The following is a 25,239-nucleotide window of genomic DNA, read 5'->3' on the forward strand; positions in this document are numbered from 1 at the left end:
TCCTCTGTGGGTTGTTGCCGGCGACTGTAGGGGGCGCCTACACTGTGTCTCGAAAACTTTTATTGATTTGTCTCGGAATTCGAGACATGGAAGAACCCGCCTCCCCCACCAGTCCGGGCCTGCGCCTGATGGACCTGATCGAGCACCTGGTGCGCGAGGGCCGGCCCCTGGCCCTGCCCGAGGTGGTGGCCGGCACCGGCTGGCCCAAGCCCACGGTGCACCGCATGCTGCAGCAGTTGGAGATGGGCGGCTGGCTGCAGCGCGAACCGGACGGCCGGCGCTACGCGCTGGCGCCGCGCCTGCTGCGCCTGAGCGAAGACGCGCTGGGCGCGAGCACGCAGCACGGCGTGCGCCACGCGGTGCTGCGCCAGCTGGTGGCCGAGCTGGGCGAGAGTTGCAACCTCACGGCCCTGTCGGGCGCCGAGGTGGTTTACCTGGACCGGGTGGAGTCGGCGTTTCCGCTGCGGCTGGAGCTGCGCCCGGGCACGCGCGTGCCGCTGCACTGCTCGGCCAGCGGCAAGCTGTTCCTGGCGCACCTGGATCCGGCGCGGCGCCGGGCCCTGCTCGATGGCCTGAGCCTCACGCACCACACGGCCACCACGCTGGTGCGGCGCGACGCGCTGGAGGCCGAGCTGGCGACCATCCGCCGCCAGGGCCACGCCTTCGACGCCGAGGAGTTCGTCGACGGCCTGGTCTGCATCGCGGTGCCGGTGCGGGCCAGCGGCGAGCGCGGCCTGCGCTGCGCGCTGGCGCTGCAGGCGCCGTCGGCGCGCGTGCCGCTGGCGCGGCTGCCCGCGTTCCTGCCGCGCCTGGCGGAGGCGGCGCAGGCGCTGGCGCGCACGCTGTGAGGCCTCAGGCGGGGCGGGCCAGGCAGGCCACCAGCAGCCCCAGCGCGGCGGCGCCGATCAGCACGTCCAGCACCAGCCGCGCCTGGCGCCGCGCGTCTGTGCGCTCGAAGGCGCGGCCGCCCACGCGCATGCCCGCCAGCAGGGGCACCCACAGCAACAGCAGCCAGCCCAGGGCCTGCGCGCCGAACAACGGCGAGCGGCCCACGAAGGACAGCGCCGCGCCCCAGAGCAAGGCGTAGGCGCTGATCCACATCAGCAGGTTAATCATGGTGGCGCGCAGCGTGGTCGCCGGCATGCCCGTGGCCGCCATCAGCAGCGCCGCCACGATGCCACCCGAGGCCGCGAAGCCGTTCAGCAGGCCCGAGGACGCGGCCGCCGTGGCGCGCAGCGAGACCGTGGCCTGTAGCCGGCGACCGATCACCAGGCGCACGCCGAGCGCACCGGCCAGCAGCAGGGCCGCCACCACGACGCGCACCACGCCCGGGTCCAGCCAGGCCAGGCCGGCCATGCCCAGCGGCACGAACAGCAGGTTGCCGCCCAGCAGGGCGTCGCGCCAGCCCCGGTCCATCAAAGGCCCGGCCTGGCGCAGCACGCGCAGCGAGGCCAGCACCTCGAGCACCAGCACCGCCACCACCACCGGCCCCGGTGGCACGAAGGGCGACAAGGCCGCCACCACCAGCGCCGAGTAGCCGAAGCCGGCGAAGCCGCGCACCACGCCGGCCACGAAGGACACCAGCACCGCCAGGAGCAGCAGCCAGGGCGCGTGGGGCCAGGCGAGCGGCGCCAGCTCGGACAGCCCCGGCGGCACTCAGCGCCCCAGGACCAGGTCGGCCCCCTTCTCGCCCACCATGATGGACGCCGCGTTGGTGTTCGACGAAGGCATCGTCGGCATCACGGACGAATCGATCACGCGCAAGCCGTCGACGCCGCGCACGCGCAGCGCGGCGTCGACCACGGCCTGCTCGTCGGCGCCCATGCGGCAGGTGCCCACGGGGTGGAAGGAGGTCGCGGCGGACTTCTTCACGTAGGCCAGCAGCTCGTCATCGCTGCGCGCCTGCTCGCTCGGGCGCGTCTCGCGCACGATGAAGCCGGCCAGCGCCGGCTGCGACGCGACCTGGCGCGCCAGGCGGACCGAGGCCACCACGTCCGCGCAATCGTCCTCGTGCGTGAGGTAGCGCGGGTCAATGACGGGATCGGCCATCGCGTCCGCGCTGGCCACGTGCACCTGGCCGCGCGAGCGCGGGCGCAGCTGGAAGCAGCCGATGGAGAAGCCCGGGTAGTCGTCCAGCATGGCGCCCGGCGTGCCACCAGTGGTCATCTCGAAGCGGGCGTTGCCGCTCAGCTGGGCGAGCTGGATCTTCACGCTGGGACGGGTGCGGCCCAGCTGCCGATCGCGGGCGGTGCGCGCCAGCGCGTGGATGGTGAAGGCGGGCGTGGCCATCAGGCCCTTGCGCGTGGTGAGGTAACGCAGGCCCATCAGCGTCTGGCGGATGGGGTGTCCCACCACCTGGTTCAGCCCGACGCGCCGGTTGGCCTCGTAGGTCACGCGCGTCTGCACGTGGTCGATGAGGTTCTCACCGACGCCGGCGAGGTGATGGACCACGCCGATGCCCAACTCGCGCAGGCGCTCGGCCTGGCCAATGCCCGAGAGCTCCAGCAACTGCGGCGACTTGATCGGGCCGGCCGACAGGATCACCTCGCGCGCCGCCCGCGCCTGGCGGCGCTCGCCGCCCTGCAGGTACTCGATGCCCACCGCGCGGCGGCCATCGAACAGCACGCGCGTGACCGTGGCCTCGGTGACCACGTGCAGGTGCTCGGCGCGCCGCCCGTTCAGGTAGGCCGTGGCCGTGTCGCAGCGCTGGCCGTGGCGGGTATTGAGCTGCAGGTAGCCCACGCCCTCGTAGCGCTCGCCGTTGTAGTCGGGGTTGGCGGGAATGCCGGCGCTCACGCAGGCGGCGTGGAAGGCATCGGACAAGGGATCGCGCATGTCGCCCAGCGTGCTGACGTGCACCGGGCCTTCGCGCCCGCGGTAGGCCGCGTCGCCCACGGCCGTGGTCTCCAGCCGGCGGAAGTACGGCAGCAGGTCGGCGTAGCCCCAGCCCTCGCAGCCCAGCTCGCGCCAATGGTCGAACTCGTCCGCTTCGCCGCGCACGTAGATGGTGCCGTTGACGCCGCTGCTGCCACCCAGCATGCGCCCGCGCGGCCAGTACACGTTCTGCCCCACCAGGGCGTTCTGCGCTTCGGTGCGGAAGGTCCACACATAGCGCGGATCGCCCACCACCCGCGCGATACCGATGGGCGCGCGGATCCAGAAGTCGCGCTCGCGCGAGGCACCGGCCTCCACGAGCAGCACCCGGCCGCGCTGCCGTTCGGCCAGGCGCGAGGCGAGCGTGGCGCCGGCCGAACCCGCGCCGACAACGATGAAGTCATAGCCCTGGTCGCTCATGCCCGGCCCCCGTCAATCGAACGCGATGACGGCGCCCGGCGCCGGCGTGAAGCCCAGGTCGCCGCGTTCGATGACCGCCTCGCGGCCACCGTTCTGCGCCAGCAGCTCGGCCTGGCGCGCCTTGGCGCGGCGGTCCACCTCGTCGGGATCGCACACGCGCAGCAGGCGTTGGTGGCATTCGTCGAGCACGGCCGCGTAACGCCCGTTGGAGGCCAGGTCGTTCAGCTCCTCGGGGTCGGTTTCGAGGTCGAACAGCTGCGCCGGATAGCCGATGTAGTGCACGTACTTGTAGCGGCCGTGGCGGATCATGAAGGCGCCGGTGGTGGAGCCCATGCCGTGGTACTCGACCAGCACGTTGCGGTCGGGCACCGCGCCAGCGGCGGTGTCGAACAGGGAGACGCCGGGGTAGCCCTCGCGCAGCGAGGGATCGGTGTGGCCCACGGCGTCGAGGATGAAGGGGTAGGCGTCCACGTGGCTGACCGGCGTGTCCACCGTGTGCCCGCGCGGGATGCCTTCGCCCGCCATGATCAGCGGCACGCCGGCGGTCTCCTCGAACATGGTGGACTTGCCCCACAGGCCGCGCGTGCCCATGTTGTCGCCGTGGTCCGAGGTGTACATCACCCGCGTGCTGTCGGCCAGTCCGGTCTCTTCCAGCGTGCGCAGGATCTTGCCGATGTTCTCGTCGAGGAAGGAGCACAGGCCGTAGTAGCCGGCCACCGCGCGCTTGACGGTTTCGCGGTCGAAGTAGTCGTCGTAGTTGAAGCTGCGCGCGTAGTCGACCAGGTAGGGGTGCGTGGGCCGCTCGCCCTTCTCGTAGAGCTTGGGCATGGGCAGGTTCTGTTCGTAGTAGTGGTAGTAGTGCTCGGGCGGCGCGGTGAGCGGGAAGTGCGGCGCCACCAGCGACACGAACAGAACCCAGGGCTTGTCGGACTCGCGGCGCACCGCCTCGCGCAGCCACACCTGGGCGCGCGCGGTGATCTCGCGGTCGTAGAAGGTGTACTGGCTCTCGCCAGGGCCGGCATAGCGTGCCATCTTGTAAGCGCCCTTGCGCACCGGCAGTTCGCTGCGCACCAGGCCCATCAGGTCGCCCTTGCCCTCGATGATGTGCATGGGGATGATCTCGTCGCTGAAGCCGTGGTCTTCGCCGGTCTTGCGAAAGTGGAGCTTGCCGATCGAGACCACGTCGTGCCCGCGCTCGCGCAGGTGGTGGTGCCAGCTCGGGATGGCGCCGTCGTAGGCGTCGGCGTTGTCCCAGTAGCCCACCTGGTGGATGTACTTGCCGACGGCGAACGAGGCGCGCGCGGGAATGCACACCGGGCTGCTGCAGTACGCGGCCGAGAAGCGCGTGCCGCGCGCAGCCAGCGCGTCCAGGTTCGGCGTGCGCACGATCTCGCTGCCGTAGCAGCCGAGGGCCTTGGGCGAATGCTCGTCGGACATGATGACGATCAGGTTGCGGGCGGGGGTTTTCATGGCGGTCTTGCCTCGGGAAAGGGGGTCGGTCGGGTCAGAACGGCGAGACGGTGGTCTCGGGAAATTGCAGCGATCGCCCGTTGGGCGCGATCGAAAATTCCTGGAAGTAGACGCAGCGCTCGCGGCCGGCGTAGGCGCTCGCGTACATGTAGAGGCCGCTGGTGCCGGCGGGCATGGCGATGCGCTCACAGGCCTCGTCATCGAACGTTCGCGTGCTCACGCAGTGCGTGATCTCGGTGATGGGCAGCTGGCACTGGCGCACGATCACCTTCTTGAAGTTGGCGCCGTGCAGCTCCTCCATGGGCATCTCCCACAGGTGGCGCAGCACGCGGCGGTCGCCATAGAAGCGGCTGAAGATGCGGAATTCGTCGTTGACGATGATCACGCGGTCCAGGCGCATGACCTCGGCCTCCACGCCGAGGTGGCGCGTCCAGGGCCCCTGCCCCTGCACCGCGACGCGGGCCACCGCCTGCGAAAAGATGGGCAGCAGGGTTTCGCCGTCGTCGCCGACGAAGCGGCAGTGCCAGGGGTCCTGCAGCTCGCGCGGCGGGTCAGCCACGAAGCTGCCCAGGCCGTGCTGGCGGATCACCAGGCCCTGCTCCGACAGGTCGCGCAGGGCGCGCTGCACCGTGCCCAGGCTGAACGGCGTGAGTTGGGTCAGCTCCTCCTCGGGCGGCAGGCGGTCACCGGGTCGCCAGAGGCCCTGGCGGATCGCGTCCACGAGCGTGTCGGCCAGGCGCTGGTACTTGGGTCGGCCGCTGCGGTCGGGCAGTTGCAGGACCTGGAAGAATTCTTCAACGGTGCTCATGGCGCGCCCCTCCCTTCTTGGTGGCGTGTGCCCGGGCCCCATGCCCGGGTGCGGATCGTGTGTGGAAAGCCGTGCGGATCATGCCGGTGCTCAGATGTCCAGGCTGAAGGGTTCGCGGGCGCGGGCGCAGCACACCAGCACCTGCGAGGCGCGTTCTTCTTCGCTCAGGATGAGGTCGTTGTGCTCGGGCGTGCCGTCGCGGTAGGCCACCTGGCAGGTGCCGCAGACACCGGCTTCGCAGGAGCTGGCGCAATCGACCCCGGCCTCGCGCAAGGCCTGCAGCAGCGTTTGCGCCGGCCGCACCTGCAGGGTCCGACCGGAGCGCAACAGCCGCACCGGCACACCGTCGCCATCCCCTTCGCCGGGCGCCGCCGAGGGCGCGGGCGCCGCCGGCTCGGCGCCGAAGTACTCGCAGTGCACGCTGCCCTCGGGCCAGTGGGCGCTGGCCCGCTGCACCGCCTGCATGAAGCCGCCCGGCCCGCAGTAGTAGAGGTGCGTGCCATCGGGTACCGGCCGCAGCAGGGCCTCGATGTCGAGCCCGGTCCGCGGGTCGCCGTTGTCGTGGTGGAAGTGGACCAGGCCTTCGTCCACCAGCGGCTCAAGCAGTTCGCGAAACGCCGTACGCTCGGGGCTCTGCGAGCAGTAGTGCAGCACCACCGGCCGGCCCTGCGCGCGCAGGCGGTGCAGCATGGCCAGCAGCGGCGTGACACCGATGCCGCCGGCCAGCAGCAGGCTGCGCTCGGCCTGCTCCCACAGCGGAAAGAAGTTGTGCGGCCCGGACACCTCCAGCAGATCGCCGGGGCGTACGCGCTCGTGCATGGCGCGCGAGCCGCCGCGGCTGTGGGTCACCCGCAGCACGGCGATGCGCCAGTGCCGCGTGTCCCCGGTGGGGCCGCACAGCGAATAGCGCCGCGACATGCTGGCGCCAGGCACCCGCACGTCCAGGTGCGCGCCGGCCTCGAAGGCTGGCAGCGGCGCGCCGGCCGGGTCGACCAGTTCGAAGGACAGGATGCCCTCGGCCTCGTGCGTGATGGATCGGACTCGCAGCTTCACGGAACGGCTCCTGCTTGAGGTCAGCCCGCCTGGGTCTCGGCCTGGCCCAGCGCCTGCAGGCCGCCGTCGATGCGGTCGAGCTGCTCGCGCACGAAGGCGTCGCGCTGGGCAGGCGTCGGCAGATCGTCGGCCGATCGCATGATGTCGAGCACGCGCTTGCCGAGCGAGAGCACGAGCTTGCGGTCCTCGGCGCGCGGCAGCTCCGCGGCGTGCAGCACGCTGTCCTGCGCGTACAGCGGCAGGCTGCGGCCCTCGGCGGTCAGGCGCTCGTACAAGGGGTCGGGCGAGGCCTTGCCGCGCACAGCTTCGCGCAGCAGCTTGCGGCACAGGTACACGCCCACGTCGGAGCTGCCGGGGTGCTCCAGGGCGTGGATCGCGATGGGGCGCTGGCTCACCAGGGCCTCCCAGTCGCCCGGGGCGCGCTGGCCTTCTTCGTAGCTGCGGTTGCCGGTCTGGCCTTCCAGGAAGTCGATCTTGTCGACGCCGCAGTCGGCTTCCACCCCGAGCCCGTCCGGGTCCACGGTGCTGTTGAAGTGGCGGTAGCCGAAGATGATCATGTGCTCGTCGTCCACCGGCACGTTCCAGCGGGTACAGCCCGAGGTGCCGTGGCGCTCGCGCGCGGCGGTCGGCAGCAGGGAGCCGATCTGCAGGTAGTTCGGGAAGACCATCTCGGTGATGCGCACCCAGACCTTGTCGTCGGGCAAGCGCCGGCCAGCCACGAAGACGCAGCCATTGCCCGTTCGGGTGGGCTCCCACTGCATGACGGGCATGTCGCCGAAGCCTTCGAGCGAGACGCCGTCGGCCACCGCCGCGTCCACACCGTCCACCACCATCTTGTTGTGCAGCACGGCGGTGTGCATGTGGTCCATGATGTTCTCGTACACCTGCAGCCAGTTGCAGGGGTAGATGTTGGAGAACGGCACCAGCTTGGTATCGGCGGGAAAGCCGTAGCTGTCGAACTCGGGGAACGGCGGCTGCGACTCCGGCGGGCCCATGTAGGCGAAGACCAGGCCGTAGCGCTCGAAGGCGGGATAGGCCCCCTGGCAAACGGTCTCCTTCAGGCGCGTGGGATCGGCCTCGCACGGCGCGTCGAGCAGTCGGCCGTCGATGCCGTAGTGCCAGCCGTGGTAGCAGCAGCGGATGCCGTGCTCGGCGATGATCCCGTACTCGAGCGAAGCGCCGCGGTGCGAGCAGTGGCGGTGCATCACGCCGATGTCACCACTCTTGTCGCGGAACACCACCAGGTCCTCGCTCATGATGCGGATGGCCTTGGGCACGTCCTTCAGTTCCTCGGACAGGCACACCGGCTGCCAGTAGCGGCGCATGTACTCGCCCATGGGCGTGCCGGGTTCGGTGCTGGTGAGCTCCAGGTCAGGGCCAGGCTTGTTGCGTTGCTGGTAGCCCGTGAATCGCAGGGGTTGGGCCTTGGCGGTGTTGGTCATGTGTGTTCTCCTGATGAAGTCGATCGATCAGGCCAGCGCGTTGGCCTGGCTGATGAAACGGATGTGCAGGTAGGCGTCCAGGCCCTCAGGGCCGCCCTCGTAGCCGAGGCCGCTGTCCTTCATGCCGCCGATGGGCGCGTCCGACAGCGAGGGCGTGAAGCTGTTGACCCCGATCCAGCCTGCCTCGATGCGCTCGGTGAACTCGGCGGCGCGGTCCAGGCGCTGGGTGAAGGCGTAGGCCGCCAGCCCGAATTCGGTGGCGTTGGCTTGGGCGATGGCCTCGTCGAAGGTATCGAAGCCCACGATGGGCGCGACCGGGCAAAACGGCTCCTCGGCCAAGATGCGCGCGCTGGCGGGCACCTGGCTCAGCACGGTGGGCGCGAAGAAGAAGCCTTGGCGGCCCAGACGGCCGCCGCCGGTTTCGACGCGCGCGCCTTCGCCGTGCGCCTGTTCGACGAGGCGGCTGGCGGCCTCCAGGCGGCGCGCGTTCTGCAGCGGCCCCATCTGCGTGTCGGGCAGCAGGCCGTCGCCCACGCGAATGGCCTTGGCCAGTTCGGTGAAGCGGCGCGTGAAGGCCTCCTGCACGCCCGACTGCACATAGAAGCGGCTGGGCGACAGGCAGACCTGGCCGGCGTTGCGGAACTTGAAGGCCACGCAGGCGCGCGCGGCCTTGTCCACGTCCACGTCGTCGAACACGATCACCGGCGCGTGCCCACCCAGCTCCATGGTGCAGGGCTTGAGGTGCTGCGCGGCCTGCGTGGCCAGCAGCCGGCCCACCGGCACCGAGCCGGTGAAGGAGATTTTTCGGATCACGGGCGAGGCGATCAGCCGCTGCGAAATCTGCGCCGGCACCCCATAGAGCAGGTTCAGCGCGCCCGTGGGCACGCCGGCGTCGACGAAGGCGCGCACGAGCTCGACGCAAGCGGCGGGGGTCTCTTCCGCGGGCTTGAGCACCACCGTGCAGCCCGCGGCCAGCGCCGCCGCCACTTTGCGCGCCGCCAGGAAGACCGGGAAGTTCCACGGCACCAGCGCGGCCACCGGCCCGATGGCGCGCTTGACCGTGGACTGCACCAGCAGCGGCGCGCGCGGCGGCAGGATGCGGCCGTAGGCGCGCTTGGCCTCTTCGGCGCAGTACTGCAGCGCCTCCAGCACGCGGTCGATCTCGCCCTGCGCGTCGGCCAGCGGCTTGCCGTTCTCCAGCGTCAGCAGGGTGGCGATGCGATCGCGCCGCGCATCGATGAGCCGGGCGGCCTGTTGCAGCACGGCGGCGCGCTGCCAGGCGCTGGTGCGCGACCAGGATTCGAAGGCCGATTGCGCGGCAGCCAGTGCGTCGTCGATGTCCGCATCGGTGGCAACGGGCAGGCGGCCGATTTCCTGCTGTGTGGCGGGGTTGACCACCGGCAGGCTGTCGCGGCCCGCCAGGCCGCGCCATTGACCAGCCACCAGCAGCTCGAGGCTTGAGGGATAGGCGTTGTCGTTCATGTTGAATCGGGCAAGGGCGTGAAGGAAGGCCGCTCAGGCGTAGCCCATCAGCCGGGGCAGCCACAGGTAGCTCTGCGGCAGGTAAGTGACAATGGCCAGCACCGCCAGCAGCCAGAACAGGAACGGCAGGCTCTCCCTTACCACGCGCTCGATCGGCGTCTTGGCGATGCCTGACACCACGAACAGGCAGATGCCCACCGGAGGCGTGACCATTCCGATGATCAGGTTGATGCAGACGATCACCCCGAAGTGCAGCGGGTCGATGCCGAAGGCTTCGGCCATGGGGATCAGGATGGGGCCGAACATCACCATCGCGGCCACGGTGTCGAACAGGCAGCCAACGATCAGCAGGATGAGGTTGACCAGCAGCAGGAAGACCAGCGGGTCGTCGGTGAACGCGCGGATCGCCTCGGCCGCGGCCTGCGGCACCTGCTCGGTGGTCATGATCCAGGCGGCGACGTTGGCCACGCCCATCATCAGGAACACCACCGAGGAGATCACCCCGGTTTTGCGCAGCGCGGCGTAGAGGCCTTTCAGGTCCAGGGTTCGCGTGACGAAGAAGCCCACCAGCATCGCGTAGAGCACGGCGATGGCGCCCGACTCCACCGGTGTGAAGGCCCCGGAGACGATGCCACCCACCATGATCAGCGGCAGCAGCAGGGCCACCAGGAACTGGCGCGAGATCACGAAGCGCTGGCCCAGTGTGTAGCGGCCACCGTCGGCCGGGTAGTTGCGGCGGCGCGCGATGAAGTACACGATGGCCATCATCCCCAGGCCGATCAGCAGGCCCGGTACCACGCCCGCGGCGAACAGCGCGCCCACCGAGACGTTCTGCGCCACCAGGGCGTAGATGATCATCGGCACGGACGGCGGAATGATGGGCCCCACCGTCGAGGCGCAGGCGGTGACAGCGCAGGCGAAGCCCGCGTTGCCGTACTGCTTGGTCGCCGTGGGGATCATCATCGAGCCCACGGCGCTGGCGCCCGCCACGCCCGAGCCATTGATCCAGCCGAAGATCATGCTCACCAGGATGGTGACCTGCGCCACGCTGCCGCGGATGCCGCCGGCCACCATGCGCGAGAAGGCCATGATGCGGTCGAGGATGCCCGAGCCACCCATGAGCTCGCCGGCGAGGATGAAGAAGGGCACGGCCACCAGCGCGAACAGGTCCATGCCGGTGAAGATGCGCTGCGGCACCAGGGCCAGAAGCGAAGGGTTGATCACCGTGAAGATGACCATGGCGGCGATGCCCAGGGCGAAGGCGACGGGCACGCCGATGGCGAGCACGCCCAGGAACGTCAGCATCAGGGTGGCACCCATGAGCAACCTCGTGTCAGACAGGAATGAAGGGAAGTAGGGGCACCGGGCCGAGGGGGCGCGCCGGGCTCATGTCATGCTGGCGGTAGACGACATCTTCTGGCCGCCGTCGCCCTTGAAGAACACGAAGGCCAACTGCACCAGCATGAGCAGGCAGCCGGCCGGAATGGCGGCATAGGCCCAGGCCATGCTCATCTCCCACACCAGCGGATCCGAGTGCGGCCGCACCTTGTTCGTGAACAGCACACCCTGGTACAGCGCCACCGACAGGAAGGCCGCGGTGAGCGCGTACCCCAGGTAGGAGCAGATGCGCTGCAGCGAAGGCGGCAACACGTCGACCAGCACCGTCACCGCGATGTGCGCGCCCTCCTTGATGCCGATGCTGGCGCCCAGGAAGGCGGCCCAGATCATCAGGTACTTGGCCACCTGCTCGGCCCAGCTCAGCGGGTCGTTGAGCACGTAGCGCGTGAAGACCGAGGCGAGGATGACGGCGACCATCGTCGCAACGAGCAGGGCCACCAGCGCGGCGGTGGCGCGATCGAGCAGCTTTTCCATGGGGCGTATCCCTAGGGTGACACCCCGCCCGAACACCAGGCGGGGCGCGACTTCACTTGGCGGCGGTGGTGGCGCTGGCGGCCGGCGCGGTGGCGGTGGCCTCGGCGCGGACCAGGTCGATGAGCGACTTGTCGATGCCGGACGACCCCCACATGCCTTGGCCCGCCTTCACCCAGAGGGCCCGCTGGGCCGGCGTGGGCACGGTGATCTGGCCGCCCGCCTTGAGGTAGGCCGCCTTCGCCTTCTCGTCTTCCTCGGCCCAGATGCGGCGGTGGTATTGCTCCGCTTCGGTCGCGGCCTCTTCGATGACCTTGCGCGCCCACTGCGGATAGGCATTCCACTGCTTGGTGCTGATCATTCCCACGAAGCCGTAGTACTGCCAGTCGAGCTCGAGGTGCTCCTTGATGATCTCGTGGTGCTTGGCGCTGACCATGGTGCCGAAGGGCTGGGCTTCGCCATCGACCACCTTGAAGCGCAGCGCGTTGTAGACCTCGGGCCAGTCGACGGTGACCGGCGTGCCGCCGAAGGCCTTCACGCCACCCACCTCCGTGGGCGAGCGTGAGACGCGGATCTTCAGGCCGCCCAGGTCGCCGGGCTCCAGTACCTTCTTGCTGGTGGTGTTGATGTCGCGGAAGCCGAATTCGAAGGTCATCAACCAGCGCAGGCCGACCTGGTCGAGTTCCTTGTTGATGGCCTCACGCACCTTGGCCGAGTCGAGCGCGCGGTGCGCCTCGCTACGGCTGTCGAAGATGTAGGGCAGGTGCAGCACCTCGAAGGCGCGGGTGATGGTGACGAGGTTGGCGTACGAACCGCCGGCGATCTGCAGCAGGCCCTGCTGCGCAGCCTCGTAGGTTTCCTTGTCGCTGCCCAGCTGGCCGCCCGGAAAGTGCTGCACCTTGATCCGGCCGTTGGACTTCTTCGCCACCAGTTCGGCGAACTTGTCCACGCCCTTGCTGGTGTCGTGCGCCGGCGCCATGACGTTGGCGTACTTGATGGTGATTTCCTGGGCCGAGGCCGCGGTGGCGAACAGGCCGCCGACCAGCGCCCCGGCGGTGGCGAGGGCGGCCAAGGCCGCCCTTCGAGCGAATGTGCTGGACATCTTGTCTCCTGGATCTGGTGGTGGATGGGTGCGTTGGTCTGCGCCAACTGCAATGAACTATATAGGACCATAGCTCTGAAGAAGATCGGGAAAACCCTAGCACCAGGTCATGCCAGGAAGCTGGCACTTACATCGATAAGAGGCCTAAAAAAAGGCCGATCGCCAAGGGGGCGACCGGCCTGGACCGAGCCAGCGGCGGGGGCTGGCTCAGCGCATCATGGTGTTCTTGCGGTGCCGCGGCTTGGTGGTGGCCGCCGCCGTTGAGCCCGGGTCGAACTCGTTGACGTGGGGGATCTTGGCGGTGGTGCGCTGCAGCAGGTCCACCAGGGTTTCCACCTCATCGGGGCTCAAGTCCGACAACAGTCGGCGTTCGCGCTCCAGCGCCACCTGAATGATGCGGTCGTGCAGTTCGTAGCCCAGGGGCGTGAGGCTCAACAGCTTGCGGCGCTGGTTGCTCGGGTCTTCGGCCACGGCCAGGTAACCCTTCTCTTCCAGCCGGCGCGATTCCCGGCTCACCGAGGCCTTGTCCAGGCCGATGATCTGCGTGATGCGGGCCGGCGCGATGTCGGGCTCGATCGCGACCATGGCCATCACCCGCCACTCGATGATCCCGATGCCGAAGCGCTTGAGGTAAAGCCGCGAGGCGCCGCTCGACAGCTTGTTCGCGAGGACCGTGAAGAAGTAGGTGACGTAGTAGGCAAGATTGAGCACCTCGCGCTTCTTCTTGCTCTGGTCCGTGGCGGCCTTTTTCACCGACGTTGCCATTCAGTAGTCCCTAGCGTGGATTCAACAGGGACGTACTGTACAAGCTGACCCAGCGGCGCCCGGAGCCCTCACAGGCCGAGGGCGAATGCGCGGATGTCTTCGCTGAGCGCGTCGGGGACTTCATAGCCCGGAAAGTGCCCGCCACCGGCCAGCTCGGTCCAGCGCGTGACGCGATAGGCCTTTTCCACCAGGCTGCGCGGCGGCAACTGGAACATGGGATCGCGCGTGGCGGCGATCGCCACCGGCACCTCCACGCGCTGACCGCCGGGGTAGCCGGGCGGGCCTTCGCTGGCCAGGCCACGGTAGATCCAGGTGGACGTGGCCGCGCTGCCGGTGACCAGATAGAGCATCACGTTGCGCAGCAAGCGGTCGGCGCGCTCGGGTGTCTGGAAAGCCACCGGCTGGCCCGCCTCGGCCGGGTCGCCCCAGGCGGCGAATTTTTCCAGCATCCAGGCCAGCAGACCGACCGGGTTGTCGTTGAGCAGATAGCCCGCGGTGAGCGGGCGCGAGGTCTGCAGGCGGAAGTAGGCGCCGTCGTCCTCGAAGCGCTCGCGAAAGGCCGCCAGCCATTGCTGTTCCTGAGGCGCGGTTGCCGCGCCGGCAACGAAGCGCGGGCTCACCATGGTCATGTGCGCGCCCGCGCACGCCTGCGGATGCTCGAAGCCCAGCCAGCCCGCGATGAGGGAGCCCCAGTCGGCGCCATGCGCGAGGTAGCGCGGGTAGCCCAGCACCTCGGTCATCAGGCGGTGCATCAGGCCCGCCATGGCGCGCGGGCCCATGGCTTGCTCGGGCGCGTCCGAATGCCCCGCGCCGGGCAACGACACCACCACCGCGTCGTGGCCGGCGGCCACGAGCCGGTCCGCGACATCGAGGTACTCGAGGTAGCAGCCCGGCCACCCGTGCATCAGCAGCACCGGCAGGCGCCCCGCCTGCGCCGCGGCCTGCTGGTGCACGAAATGCAAGCGCAGATCGGCCACGCTCGCCTGGAATTGCGGCCGATCGTTGAGTCTGGCCTCTTGCGCGCGCCAATCGAAGCCTTCGAGCCAGCGCTGAACGATGTACCGCATGGTCGCCGGATCGGCGCCTTGAGGCCAGCTGGCGCCCGCGGGCGTGCGCGGCCAGCGGTAGTCGGCCACCTGCCGCGCGATGCGATCCAGCGTGGCTTCCTCGGTGACGTGCTTGAACGGGACGGCCATGGCCATGCGTGTCTCCTCGAAAAGGTGGTTGGCGATCGTTGGAATTCTTCGCATAATGTTGCCACCTCAACGTTGCAATTGCAACATCAAGAGGTGATTACCACCCACGGGAAGGCTGTCCATCCGGCCTTCCTCCATTGAATGGAGACAGACATGAGCCAGACGGGAACGACGCCGGGCCACCAGCCCCGGCACCGCGTGATGCACACCATGATCCGCGTGAAGGACATGGAGCGGTCGCTGGACTTCTACACGCGCCTGCTGGGCATGAAGCTGCTGCGTCGCAAGGACTACCCCGAAGGCCGCTTCTCCCTGGCCTTCGTGGGCTATGGCGCCGAGATCGACCACGCGGTCATCGAGCTGACCCACAACTGGGACCAGGACAAGCCCTACGAGCTCGGCAGCGGCTATGGCCACATCGCCATCGCGGTAGACGACATCTACGCCACCTGCGCGGACCTCAAGGCCAAGGGCGCTCACATCGTTCGCGAGGCCGGGCCGATGAAGAACGACACGCTGCACCTGGCGTTTGTTCAAGACCCAGACGGCTACAAGATCGAGCTGATCGATTCCAAAACCGTGGCCGGCTGAGGAGTGGGCGTGATCACCTTCTACACCTACCCCGGCCCGAACAGCCGCAAGGCGCAGATCATGCTGGAGGAGTCCGGCGAGCACTACGACACGCGCAAGATCGACATCACCAAGGGCGAGCAGTTCGACCCCGCCTTCCTCGCGATCTCGCCGAACAACAAGATCCCCGCCATCGTGGACCACACGCCGCATGGCGAGGTGCCTGTGTTCGAGACGGCGGCCATCCTCACTTACCTGGCGGAAAAAAGCGGAAGGCTGCTGCCTGCGGCGGGTGCGAAACGCTACGACGTTCTGGCCTGGCTGGTCTGGGGCACGGGCTCGGTGGGCGGCACGCTGCCGCAGCTGCACCACTACGCGGACCTGCCCGACAAAGTGCCTGGAACGGTGGAGCGCTTCACCACCGAGGCGGTGCGCCTGTTCAAGGTGCTGGAGCGGCGTCTGCAGGCGAACGAGTACATCTGTGGCGAGTACTCGATCGCGGACATCCCTACCTTCTGTTCGGCGGCGGGCTGGCTGCAGCGCGTGAAGCAGCTCTCGGACGGCCAACTCGGCGACACGCCGGCCATCGATCGCTGGCTTCAGGCCGTGGCGGGGCGGCCTGCGCTGCGACGCGTGGGCTGAAGGACTGGGGCGCGGCGCGCCCCAGCCGTTCAGAGCCGGCGCCCGAAGAGATCGAACAGGCGCTGCCAATGGCGTTCGGCGCTCTCGCGCTCATAGGCGCCGCTGCGCGAAGGGAACACGAAGCCGTGCTGCGCGCCCGGGTACCACTCCAGCCGGTACGGCGCGCCACTGGCCCGCAGCTGACTGTCCAGCACCGCCATGTCGGCGGCCGATGCCCATCTGTCGACTTCGGCACAGGCCACATAGGCTTCGCAACGCAAGCGCTCGGCCATGCGGTGCGGCGAGTCGGTACGCTCGGTCACCATGTTCGCGCCGTGGATGGACGCAATGGCGGCGATCCGGTCCGGGTACTCGGTGGCCGCCGCGAACACGAAGGGCCCACTCATGCAGTAACCCACCGCGCCCACGCGGTGCGCATCGGCAGCGGGCAGGGTCTCGAGGGCGTTCAGCAAGGCCTGGGTGTCGCGGTTGACGGCACCGATGTCCAGCCGCCCCATCATGGCGCGCATCTCGCTCATGCCCTCTTCGCCGGGCTTCATGACGAAGCGGCGCGTCTCGCGGTAATAGAGGTTGGGCAAGAGCACCAAGTAGCCCTCGGCGGTGAGGCGGCGCGCCATCTCGTGCAGCTCCTCGCGCACGCCAAAGGCGTCCATATAGAACAGCACCACCGGATGCGGACCGGCGCCGGCGGGCGACACCACGCGGGTGTTCATCGCGCCGTCGGCGGTGGGAATGTCGATGTCGGCTTCGGTCATGGAACGTAGATCAAAGATCGAGCAGCAGCTCCGGCGATTTCGCGCGTGAGCAGCACACGGTCATGCAGTCGTTGCGCACCCGCTCGCTGGCGTCCAGGAAGCTGTCGCGATGGTCCGGCACGCCGGACAGCACCCGCGTCAGGCAGGTGCCGCAGACCCCTTGCTCACAGGACAGCGGCACGTCCACGCCTTCGCTGAGCAACACCTCGTGAATGGCCTGACCCGGCGCGATGGTGAAGCGCCGCCCGCTGCGCGCCAGCACGACGTCAAAGGCCGGATCGCCCTCGCTGCTGGCGGTGGCGGCGCCAAACCGCTCGACGCACACCTGGTCCGCGCGCCAGCCGTGCGCGGCGGCAAAGTCGGTGATGTCTCCGATGTAGCCAGGGGGGCCGCAAACATAGAGCCGCGCCTGCGGATCGGGCGTGGCCAGCAGCGGTGGCAGTTCGAGCCGGTTGGCACCAGGGCCCGCGCTGAAGTGAAAGCGCACGCGATCGGCGTAGGCTGCGGTGGCCAGCCGCTCGCGAAACGCCGCCTGCTCGGGCGAGCGCGCGCTGTAGTGCAGTTCGAAGGTCTGCCCGCTCGCGTGCAGGACTTCGGCCATGGACAGCAAGGGGGTGATGCCAATGCCCGCGCCAAACAGCAGCGATCGCTTCGCCGGCGCCATCGCAAACAGGTTGCGCGGCAGGCCGATGCCCACGATGGCCCCCTCATGCACCTCGTCGTGCATGGCGACGGAGCCGCCGCGCGAGTCGGCCTTTCGCTGTACGCCCAGCACATAGCGATCGCGCTCCCAGGGCGCATTGCACAGCGAGTACTGGCGAACCAGGCCGTCGCGCAACAGCACATCCACGTGCGCGCCAGCCGTGAACGGCGGCAGCGCCGAACCATCGATCGAGCGCAATTCGAAGGCGGCCACGCCGACCGCCTCCCGGGACTTGCGCGCCACGCGCAACCGCAAAGCCTGCATCTCCACGAACGCCTTCTTTCGCTCAGGCCTGCGGCACGGCCGCGCGAGGCGCTGCCTCCTGCGCGTGCGCGGCGTTCTGACGCGCCTCGGCCTCGGCCATGCGCTGGATGATGCGGCGAAGCTGCACGCGCGTGGCGTCGGAGACGATGTCCACCAGACCACCATCACCCAGCTCGTCGAGCCGCGCCTGCTGGCCTTCACAGATCAGCTTGTCTTCCATGAAGGCTTCCGAGATGTGGTCCATCAGGGCGGCCGTCGCGGCCTCATCTTCAGGCCGGTAGCCATTGGCGGGCGCGTAGAAGTAGAAGCAGGTGTTGTCGGTCTCGGGCGTGAGGCCGTGGAAGATACGCAGCGAGAAACCGCCTGACCGGTTGCCGTTCTCACGCGCGCCGGTGCCGGCGTCCACCGCGCCGCTCCACTGCAGCACGTTGCTCGGCGGCGAGAACTCGAACTCCTGCCAGCGGTCCACCCGACCCTTGAAGGGCACGGCGGCCAGGTAGGTCGGCGGCGGCACCGAGTTGAGCATCCAGCGCACGTACTTCAGGCTGTCCTCGGTCTTGGTCACATCCATCAAGGCCTCCACGTGGGTCTGCGGATTGCCGCCGATGGTGGAGCCGTGCACGTACCCCAGATGGGTCAGGTCCATCAGGTTGTCCACCATGAGCATGTAGCCGGCCTTGATGTGATAGAAGCCGCGGTGGTGGGGCCAGTTCCGGTGGTCGTCGTTGAAGGGGTAGTCGACGATCGCCGAAGCGTCAGCCAGTTCGGGGTCGCCCATCCAGATCCAGATGAACTCGTTCTTCTCCAACACGGGGTAGGCCCGCACCTTGGCGCGTGCGGGAATCTTGTCCTGCCCCGGAATGTGCACGCAACGCCCGGCGCAGTCGTGCACAACGCCGTGGTAGCCGCATTGCAGGCCGCTCTCCACCACCACACCCATGGACAGCGGTGCCGCGCGGTGGCAGCACTTGTCCTCCAGCGCCGCGACCTGCTTTGTCTTCAGGTCACGGAACAGCACGACGGGTTGATCGCAGATGCGTCGCGCGAGCGGTTTGTCGGCGATCTCGTGGCCCCAAGCCGCGATGTACCAGGTGTTCAGGATGAACATGGGAAGGTCCTTTCTCTCATTCCTCCGCCTCGAGGGCGGTGTCAGGTCTTGGCGTACTTGGCGATCAGCGACTTGGCCGAGGCCAGCAGCTTCTGCCCGTCGTAACCACGCTTGTTCATGTCGGCCACCCACTCATCCTTCAGCGGCCCGGCGAGGCGGATGAACTCGGCCGCCTCGGCCTTGGAGATCGTGTAGATCGGATTGCCCCGGTCCATCACCGCCTTGCGACCGATCGCGTCGCTCGACTGCGTGATGGTCCCGAACTGCGCCGAGGTGTCGATGCCCGAGTTGGCATCGATCACCTGCTTCAGGTCTGGCGGCAGCGACTCGTACTTGGCGCGGTTCATGGCCATGACGAAGGTGCCGGTGTAGAAGGCCGGCACCTCATCGGCAAATTCGGTCGAGAACTTGGTGAGTTCGTGCACCTTCACCGACGGCACCACGTCCCAGGCCGTCGCCACGCCCTGGATGGTTCCCTTGGACAGCGCGTCCGGAATGCCCGGCAGCGGCATGCCCACGGGCACCGCGCCGTACATGGCCAGCAGGCGCGTGATGAGGCGCGTGGGCGCGCGCAGCTTCATGCCCTTGAGGTCGGCGACGGTCTTGATCTGCTGCGTCGAATGAAAGGACCCGCGGCCATGCACATGCAGGGCGAGTACCTTTGTGTCCTTGAACTCGTCGGGCGCCTGCGTCTGGATGAACTCCCAGTAGGCACGCGAGGTGGCGCCGGCCTCGTTCATCATGAACGGTAGCTCGAACACCTCGCCGCGCACGAAGCGCCCCGGCGTGTAACCCGGCAGCGTCCACACGATGTCGGCCACCCCGTCGCGCGCCTGGTCGTAGAGCTGGGGCGGCGTGCCACCCAGCTGCATGGCGGGGTAGCCCTCGAACCGGATGCGCCCTCCCGATTCCTTCTCCACCTTGTCCATCCAGGGCTTGAGCATGATCGTCCAGACGTTGGACGTGGGCGCCATGAACGTGTGCATGCGCAGGCTCACCGCCTGCTGGGAAAAGCTTTGGAAGATGGGCCCGGCCACCGCGGCGGCGGCACCGGTCTTGAGAAGGCTGCGTCTGCGGATCATGTCTGTCTCCTGGGGTTTGAACAGGCTTTGGTGGTTGCGGCGAATGCCGCGCCTTCCCTGCCGGATCTTGTTGTTGTGGAAATTATGTTGCTACCTCAACGTTGACGTCGCAACATGTAGATTACCCTCTTGACAGATCAAGCCGGTAGGCGCACACGCGATCAGGTGCGAACTGCCGCGTCCACCCCTTCTGCGGCGCGCGCGGCGTCGTAGGCGAAGAGCCAGTCGTAGCGGCGACTCACCTGTTCGGGCGACCATTCCCGGTCGACGTAAGCGGCAGCCCCTTCGGCATGGGCGAGCTCGGGGTTGTGGAAGCGCCGCGCGTTGTCGGCGGAGCCGCGCACGATGCGCGCCGTTCGCTCGTGGCGCAGTGACTCGTAGCGTCGCCAGGCGGACGCCGGATCCCGCGGCGACGCCGCCAGACATCTCGCGAGCACCACGCCGTCTTCGATGGCCATCATCGCGCCCTGCGCCAGGAAGGGCAGCGTCGGGTGGCAGGCGTCGCCCAGAAGGGTCGCGCGGCCCTTGCTCCAGCGGAGCATGGGGTCGCGGCCCAGCAGCGCCCACTGATAAGGCGTGTCGATGGCGCGGAACAAGCGCTGCACGTCCTCGTGCCAGCCCCGGAAGTCTCTCAAGCAGTCCTCCACGCGACCGGGGCTGTTCCAGGATTCGTGCGTCCAGTCGCTTCGCTCGACCACGCCAACGACGTTGATCAGTTCGCCGCGCCGCACCGGGTAGGTGATGACGTGCGCCCCCGGGCCGACCCAGTTGGTGCCCACCGGCGCCGACAGGTGGTCCGGCAGTTCTTTCGCCGACGCCAGGCCGCGCCAGGCCATGCACCCGGTGAACCAGGGCGTGGCGGCGCCGAACAGGCGCGCGCGGCAATGGGAGTGAATGCCGTCGGCGCCGATCAACGCATCGAAACCGGCGATCGGTGCGCCCGCGGCCTTCACCCAGACCCGGTCCTCGCGCTCGTGATGCTCCTGAACCTGGGCGCCCAGGCGGATGGCCTCGGGCTTGAGCGCACGCACCGCCTGCACCAACACCGCGTGCAGGTCGGCGCGGTGCAGCATCAGGTAAGGAAAGCCGTAGCGCTCCACCGAGCGCTCCCCCAGGTCGAACAGGGTCCAGCGCTGCCCCGTGCTCCAGAGGCGGATCTGCTTGCCCGCCGGTACGCTCGCCACGGCGCGCAACGGCTCTTCCAGACCCAGGCCGAACAGGCAGCGCGTGCCGTTGGCGCTCATCTGGATGCCTGCGCCCACGTCGCCGAAGCGCGTGGCTTGTTCAAACACCTCGACGTCGATGCCCGCTCGCAGCAGCGCCAGCGCCGCCGTCAGCCCCCCAATGCCCGCGCCGACCACCGCGACGCTGATGTCCTTCGCCATGCGCACCTCTCGTTGAAGAGGCGCCATTGGAACCAGGCGAATTCAACATGGGAAGTTTTGTTATCTGATCAATTAATATTCCTTGCTTATGAATTTGAGCTTGCGCCAGCTTGAGGCTTTCGCCGCCATCGCGCGCTGCCGCAACCTCACGCGCGCGGCGGAACAGATCCACATCACCCAGGCTGGACTGAGCCTGATGCTGCGCGACATGGAGGCCCAGCTCGACTGCCGCCTGTTCGAACGCACCACGCGTTCGGTGTCGCTCACCCAGGGAGGCGAGCGCCTCCTGCCGCTGGCCGAGCGCACGCTGCGCGACTTCCGCGAGGTCGCCAGCCAACTGGGCCAGCTGTCGGCCGACGCCGCGCGCACCGTGCACCTGGCGGCCACCCCCCTGGTGGCAGCCGACGTTCTTCCGCAGGCCTGTCGCGAGCTCGCGCGCACGCACCCCGACATCCGCGTGGTGGTGAAGGACGTTGACCGCCGACAGATCCAGTCAATGGTGGAACGTGGCGAAGTGGATGTGGGCGTGGGTGTGCTGCTGCGCGAGTCGCCGGCCACCACGCGCGAGCTGCTGCTGCGCTTGCCGCTGGTGGCCGTGGGCGCGCGCGGCACGCTGACCGCCGCCCTCAATGGCCGCGGCACATTGAGCTGGGCCGCTTTGCGGGCGCGGCCGCTGTTGGCGCTGCCTGCGGACAACGCGATCCAGCAGCTCGTGGACGCCCGCCTCGCGCCCGCGCTGCCGCGCGAGGACCGGCCGGTGTTCGCTCACCTGCACACGCTGATCGCGATGGCCGAAGCCGGCCAGGGCGTGGCGGTGCTTCCCGCCTTCGCGGCCAGCACCTGCCGGCGCTATGCGGTCGACGTGCACCGCATGGGCCAGCCCATGGTGACCATGGAGTTTTTCTCGATCGCACGCCGCGGCGTGCCGCCAACGCCCGCGGCGGCGCCGCTGCTGCGCGCGCTGGCGCAGCACCTGGGCCGTTCGGCCACGGGAGCCGCCTAAGGGGCTGCGGCGCCACCGCGCTCAGGCGGCCACGGGCTCCAGCAGGGCGTCGATGTCCGCCTCGGCGGCGCGCAGGCCTTCGCGGCGCGGTTCCTCGCCCATGGCCAGGCCCTCGGCGAAGACGAAGCGCACGTCGGTCATGCCCAGGAAGCCCAGGAAGTTGCGCACATAGGGCGTCTGCGTGTCGTGCGGCTGACCTTGGTAGAGGCCGCCGCGCGCGGCGAACACCAGCACCTGCTTGCCCTTGACCAGGCCCTCGGCGCCGGCCGCGGTGTAGCGGAAGGTGACGCCGGCGCGGGCAATGTGGTCGAAGTAGGCCTTGAGCGTGGACGGGATGCCGAAGTTGTAGAGCGGCAGGCCCAGCGCCACCACGTCGGCGCTTTGCAGCTCGGCGATGAGCGCGTCGGACTCGGCCACCAGGGCCTGCTGTTCGGGCGTGCGCTGCTCGGCCGGCGTGGAGAAGGCGCCCACGCGCGCCAGGTCCAGGTGCGGCACGGGCTGGGTCGCGAGGTCGCGCACGACGACGCGGCCCTCGGGGTGGGCGGCCTGCCAGGCGGCGACGTAGCGGTCGGCCAGGCGGTTGGACTGGCCGTTGCCGAGCAGGAGACTGGAGCGGATCAGGAGCAGGGTTTTCATGGCGGGTTCCTTGTTGGGATGCGCCATTGAAACATCGACTGATCGAATGAAAAAGCGCAAAATTCCGCTCAAAACCATCTACTCAATCGATCATAAAAGCCATGGCCCACCCCCGCGTCACGCTCGATCAATGGAACGCCCTGGTGGCCGTGGTGGAGGCCGGCGGCTACGCGCGCGCGGCCGAGCAGCTCAGCCGCAGCCAGTCCTCCGTCACCTACGCGGTGCAGCAGATCCAGGCGCAGCTGGGCGTGCAGGTGTTCGAGCTGGAGGGCCGCAAGGCCCGGCTCACGCCCACCGGCGAGCAGCTCTACCAGCGCGCGCGCTACCTGGTGGCCGAGGCCGCCGCGCTGGAATCGGCCTCGGCCTGCCTGTCGCTGGGCTGGGAAGCCGAGCTGCGGCTGGCGGTGGAGGTGATCTACCCCAACCGGCGCCTGTTCGATTGCCTGGAGCGCTTCGGCCAGAGCGCCGAGCACACGCGCGTCGAGGTGGTGGAGGCCGTGCTCGGCCACCGCAGCTCGCTGCTGGAAGAAGGCGGCATCGACATCGCCATCTACGGCACCGTGCCCACGGGCTACGAGGGCCAGCACCTGATGCGCGTGCGCTTCCTGCTGGTGGCCCACCCGGACCACCCCCTGCACCGCTTGGACCGCGCCGTCACGCTGCGCGACCTGCGGCAGCACCGCCACCTGGTGGTGCGCGAGACCAGCCCGCAGCGCGGCCACGAGCCGGCGGTGCAGACGCCGCGCCGCTGGACGGTGAGCCACATCTCCACCTCCATCGAGGCCGCGCGCGGCGGCCACGGCTTCGCCTGGCTGCCGGAGGAACTGATCCGCCAGGACCTCGACGCGGGCCGGCTCAAGCCCCTGCCCATGCGGCGCGGCGGCGAGCGCTTCGCCGACCTGTACCTGGTGTTCGGCGACCGCGAGGGCGCCGGCCCGGCCGCGCAGCGCCTGGCCGAGATCCTGCTGGCCAACGCGCGCGGGGCCGGTTAAGCGCAGCGGCTACCGTTATTCGATCGGTTTGTCGGGCAGCGGCGCGTGCATGCCCACGGCCATGCGGTTCCAGGTGTTGATCTGGGCGATGGTCCAGCTGAGTTCAACGATCTCCTGGTCGTTGAAGTGGTCGCGCAGCGCGTCGAAGGCGGCGTCGTGGCCCGCGTGCCCGTCCGGCAGGCGCGTCAATGCCTCGGCCCAGGCCAGCGCCGCGCGTTCGCGCGGGCTGTACAGCACCGTCTCGCGCCAGGTGCACAGGCTGTTGATGCGCTGCCAGGCCTCGCCGTGCTGGCGCAGCTCGCGCGTGTGCATGTCGACGCAGAAGGCGCAGCCATTGATCTGCGACACGCGCAGGTCCATCAGCGACATCAGGCCCTTGCCCAGCGTGGAGCGCATGGTGCTGGCCTTGACGGCGGCCATGGCCTGGTAGGTCTTGGGCGCGATCTCGGTCCAGGGGAGACGGGGAGCGTTCACGGGGATCACCTTTCGTTGTGAGAAGAAATGAAGAAAGCCTTCACCCCTTCAAGACGAAGCGGCGCCGTCTCCTGTGACGTAGTTCGTGACCGATGGGTCCAGCTGCGCGTGACCCAGTGCCTGCGCGATGTGCCGCAGCTTGTCGGGGTTGCGCTGCACCTGGATGCCCACGACGCGGCCGTCCTCGATCCGCAGCGCCTGCGCCGACTCCAGCGCGCCGTCGATGAAGCGCAGCAGGCCCCATTCGCCGTTGAGCGGGGCCAGTTCGTAGTGCACGCGGCCCGCGAAGCGCAGGCTGGTGGCCAGGTAGAGCTGCGCGATGCGCTGGCCGCCCAGCAGGGGCACGCCAAAGCTGGGCACCTTGCCACCGCCGTCGCTGACGAGCCGCGCGTCCTCGGCCAGCACGGCCTTCAGGCCGCTGATGTCGCCGCGCGACGCCGCCTCGGCGAAGGCGCTCAGCAGGCGCCGCTGGTCCTCGGGCGGCACGGTCTGGCGCGCGCGCCCGTCCTTGAGCAGGGTTCGCGCGCGGTGCACCAGCTGGCGACAGGCCGCCTCGCTCTTGCCCAGCGCCGCCGCCACCTCGCCGTACTCGGCCTCGAAGATGTCGCGCAGCAGGAAGGCCGCGCGCGCCTCGGGCGCCAGGCGCTCGAGCACCGCGAGGAAGGCGAGCGAGAGCTGGTCGGCCCGCTCCAGCATCTGCTCGGGCGTGTGCGGCGCCTCGGCCTCGGTGAGGATGGGCTCGGGCAGCCAGGTGCCCACGTACTGCTCGCGCCGCGACTGGGCCGCGCGCAGCCGGTCGATGGCCAGGCGGGTGGTGACGGAGACCAGCCAGGCCTCGGCGTTGTCCACCGACGCGTGCTCGGTGCCGTGCCAGCGCAGCCAGGCGTCCTGCACCACCTCGTCGGCGTCGGCGGCCGAGCCCAGCATGCGGTAGGCGATGCCCCGCAGCCGGGGCCGCAGGCGCAGGAAGCTGTCCAGGGTGTGATCGTTCATGACGCGCCAGACGGATGGGAGGGAGCGATTGTGACCAGGGCCGCGCGACAGCCCGACGGGCGGCTGCCACGATCCTCCGCCGGGCTTGCCCGATCCTGCGGACCCGCGCCCGTTTGACCCCACGGGCGTGGAGGATCGGGCCATTTGCGGG

25 protein-coding genes are annotated in these 25,239 nt (G+C 69.1%); 5 read left to right on the plus strand and 20 right to left on the minus strand.

Annotated features, from left to right (window positions below; genetic code table 11):
- The first annotated feature begins 86 nt into the window (after positions 1 to 86).
- Complete coding sequence (locus tag JNX00_RS20165; protein WP_204743470.1) at positions 87 to 848, plus strand: IclR family transcriptional regulator; 762 nt, start codon at positions 87 to 89, stop codon at positions 846 to 848.
- 4 nt (positions 849 to 852) lie between these two features.
- Here the strand turns inward: JNX00_RS20165 and JNX00_RS20170 are convergent, their stop codons facing one another.
- From JNX00_RS20170 to JNX00_RS20225, 12 genes are all read right to left on the minus strand, one after another.
- Positions 853 to 1,656, minus strand: a complete 804-nt coding sequence (locus tag JNX00_RS20170) for a TSUP family transporter (RefSeq protein WP_204743472.1) — start codon at positions 1,654 to 1,656, stop codon at positions 853 to 855.
- Entirely contained in the window at positions 1,657 to 3,294 is a 1,638-nt protein-coding gene (locus JNX00_RS20175; RefSeq protein ID WP_204743474.1) for a GMC family oxidoreductase N-terminal domain-containing protein, read from the minus strand.
- A gap of 12 nt (positions 3,295 to 3,306) precedes the next feature.
- On the minus strand, positions 3,307 to 4,764 hold the full coding sequence (locus JNX00_RS20180; RefSeq protein WP_204743476.1) for a sulfatase-like hydrolase/transferase: 1,458 nt from the start codon (positions 4,762 to 4,764) through the stop codon (positions 3,307 to 3,309).
- A gap of 34 nt (positions 4,765 to 4,798) precedes the next feature.
- On the minus strand, positions 4,799 to 5,572 hold the full coding sequence (locus JNX00_RS20185) for a GntR family transcriptional regulator (RefSeq protein WP_070399317.1): 774 nt from the start codon (positions 5,570 to 5,572) through the stop codon (positions 4,799 to 4,801).
- Between the two features lie 90 nt (positions 5,573 to 5,662).
- A complete protein-coding gene (locus tag JNX00_RS20190) occupies positions 5,663 to 6,625 on the minus strand; it encodes a PDR/VanB family oxidoreductase (RefSeq protein WP_083293173.1) in 963 nt (320 codons plus the stop codon).
- Between the two features lie 20 nt (positions 6,626 to 6,645).
- On the minus strand, positions 6,646 to 8,067 hold the full coding sequence (locus JNX00_RS20195; protein ID WP_204743478.1) for a Rieske 2Fe-2S domain-containing protein: 1,422 nt from the start codon (positions 8,065 to 8,067) through the stop codon (positions 6,646 to 6,648).
- A gap of 27 nt (positions 8,068 to 8,094) precedes the next feature.
- On the minus strand, positions 8,095 to 9,549 hold the full coding sequence (locus tag JNX00_RS20200; RefSeq protein WP_204743480.1) for an NAD-dependent succinate-semialdehyde dehydrogenase: 1,455 nt from the start codon (positions 9,547 to 9,549) through the stop codon (positions 8,095 to 8,097).
- Between the two features lie 33 nt (positions 9,550 to 9,582).
- On the minus strand, positions 9,583 to 10,869 hold the full coding sequence (locus tag JNX00_RS20205) for a TRAP transporter large permease (protein ID WP_070399314.1): 1,287 nt from the start codon (positions 10,867 to 10,869) through the stop codon (positions 9,583 to 9,585).
- Between the two features lie 66 nt (positions 10,870 to 10,935).
- Positions 10,936 to 11,421: a TRAP transporter small permease gene (locus tag JNX00_RS20210; protein ID WP_070399313.1), complete on the minus strand. Its 486-nt coding sequence runs from the start codon at positions 11,419 to 11,421 to the stop codon at positions 10,936 to 10,938.
- Between the two features lie 52 nt (positions 11,422 to 11,473).
- Positions 11,474 to 12,520, minus strand: coding sequence for a TRAP transporter substrate-binding protein (locus JNX00_RS20215; protein WP_204743482.1), 1,047 nt, complete (start codon positions 12,518 to 12,520; stop codon positions 11,474 to 11,476).
- 207 nt (positions 12,521 to 12,727) lie between these two features.
- Positions 12,728 to 13,285: a MarR family transcriptional regulator gene (locus JNX00_RS20220; protein ID WP_204743484.1), complete on the minus strand. Its 558-nt coding sequence runs from the start codon at positions 13,283 to 13,285 to the stop codon at positions 12,728 to 12,730.
- A 68-nt stretch (positions 13,286 to 13,353) separates the two neighbouring features.
- Complete coding sequence (locus JNX00_RS20225) at positions 13,354 to 14,487, minus strand: epoxide hydrolase family protein (protein ID WP_204743486.1); 1,134 nt, start codon at positions 14,485 to 14,487, stop codon at positions 13,354 to 13,356.
- A gap of 147 nt (positions 14,488 to 14,634) precedes the next feature.
- On the opposite strand from JNX00_RS20225, the gene gloA reads away from it, so the two are divergent.
- Both gloA and JNX00_RS20235 read left to right on the plus strand, forming a co-directional pair.
- The gene (gene gloA, locus JNX00_RS20230) at positions 14,635 to 15,072 is read left to right on the plus strand and encodes a lactoylglutathione lyase (RefSeq protein WP_204743487.1); all 438 of its coding nucleotides are present in this window, start codon (positions 14,635 to 14,637) and stop codon (positions 15,070 to 15,072) included.
- A gap of 9 nt (positions 15,073 to 15,081) precedes the next feature.
- Positions 15,082 to 15,693: a glutathione S-transferase N-terminal domain-containing protein gene (locus tag JNX00_RS20235; protein WP_204743488.1), complete on the plus strand. Its 612-nt coding sequence runs from the start codon at positions 15,082 to 15,084 to the stop codon at positions 15,691 to 15,693.
- A 29-nt stretch (positions 15,694 to 15,722) separates the two neighbouring features.
- Here the strand turns inward: JNX00_RS20235 and JNX00_RS20240 are convergent, their stop codons facing one another.
- The 5 genes from JNX00_RS20240 to JNX00_RS20260 form a co-directional block, all read right to left on the minus strand.
- Positions 15,723 to 16,448, minus strand: a complete 726-nt coding sequence (locus JNX00_RS20240; protein WP_204743489.1) for a dienelactone hydrolase family protein — start codon at positions 16,446 to 16,448, stop codon at positions 15,723 to 15,725.
- 10 nt (positions 16,449 to 16,458) lie between these two features.
- Entirely contained in the window at positions 16,459 to 17,415 is a 957-nt protein-coding gene (locus JNX00_RS20245; RefSeq protein WP_204745107.1) for a PDR/VanB family oxidoreductase, read from the minus strand.
- 22 nt (positions 17,416 to 17,437) lie between these two features.
- Entirely contained in the window at positions 17,438 to 18,523 is a 1,086-nt protein-coding gene (locus tag JNX00_RS20250) for an aromatic ring-hydroxylating dioxygenase subunit alpha (protein WP_204743490.1), read from the minus strand.
- A 41-nt stretch (positions 18,524 to 18,564) separates the two neighbouring features.
- Positions 18,565 to 19,605, minus strand: a complete 1,041-nt coding sequence (locus JNX00_RS20255; RefSeq protein WP_204743491.1) for a TRAP transporter substrate-binding protein — start codon at positions 19,603 to 19,605, stop codon at positions 18,565 to 18,567.
- Between the two features lie 161 nt (positions 19,606 to 19,766).
- Positions 19,767 to 20,990 carry an FAD-dependent monooxygenase gene (locus JNX00_RS20260; RefSeq protein ID WP_204743492.1) on the minus strand — a complete coding sequence of 408 codons (1,224 nt, stop codon included), beginning with the start codon at positions 20,988 to 20,990 and terminating at the stop codon, positions 19,767 to 19,769.
- 100 nt (positions 20,991 to 21,090) lie between these two features.
- On the opposite strand from JNX00_RS20260, the gene JNX00_RS20265 reads away from it, so the two are divergent.
- The gene (locus JNX00_RS20265) at positions 21,091 to 21,993 is read left to right on the plus strand and encodes a LysR substrate-binding domain-containing protein (RefSeq protein ID WP_204743493.1); all 903 of its coding nucleotides are present in this window, start codon (positions 21,091 to 21,093) and stop codon (positions 21,991 to 21,993) included.
- A 21-nt stretch (positions 21,994 to 22,014) separates the two neighbouring features.
- Here the strand turns inward: JNX00_RS20265 and JNX00_RS20270 are convergent, their stop codons facing one another.
- Complete coding sequence (locus JNX00_RS20270) at positions 22,015 to 22,629, minus strand: NAD(P)H-dependent oxidoreductase (RefSeq protein WP_070399533.1); 615 nt, start codon at positions 22,627 to 22,629, stop codon at positions 22,015 to 22,017.
- A 101-nt stretch (positions 22,630 to 22,730) separates the two neighbouring features.
- On the opposite strand from JNX00_RS20270, the gene JNX00_RS20275 reads away from it, so the two are divergent.
- The gene (locus tag JNX00_RS20275) at positions 22,731 to 23,621 is read left to right on the plus strand and encodes a LysR family transcriptional regulator (RefSeq protein ID WP_070399310.1); all 891 of its coding nucleotides are present in this window, start codon (positions 22,731 to 22,733) and stop codon (positions 23,619 to 23,621) included.
- 15 nt (positions 23,622 to 23,636) lie between these two features.
- On the opposite strand, the gene JNX00_RS20280 is transcribed toward JNX00_RS20275, so the two are convergent.
- Both JNX00_RS20280 and JNX00_RS20285 read right to left on the minus strand, forming a co-directional pair.
- Positions 23,637 to 24,095: a carboxymuconolactone decarboxylase family protein gene (locus tag JNX00_RS20280; RefSeq protein WP_070399532.1), complete on the minus strand. Its 459-nt coding sequence runs from the start codon at positions 24,093 to 24,095 to the stop codon at positions 23,637 to 23,639.
- 48 nt (positions 24,096 to 24,143) lie between these two features.
- On the minus strand, positions 24,144 to 25,088 hold the full coding sequence (locus tag JNX00_RS20285) for an RNA polymerase sigma-70 factor (RefSeq protein ID WP_070399309.1): 945 nt from the start codon (positions 25,086 to 25,088) through the stop codon (positions 24,144 to 24,146).
- Positions 25,089 to 25,239: the final 151 nt, after the last annotated feature.

Origin of the sequence: Hydrogenophaga sp. YM1 (assembly GCF_016903055.1) — a bacterium.
GTDB classification, from domain to species: domain Bacteria; phylum Pseudomonadota; class Gammaproteobacteria; order Burkholderiales; family Burkholderiaceae_C; genus Hydrogenophaga; species Hydrogenophaga borbori.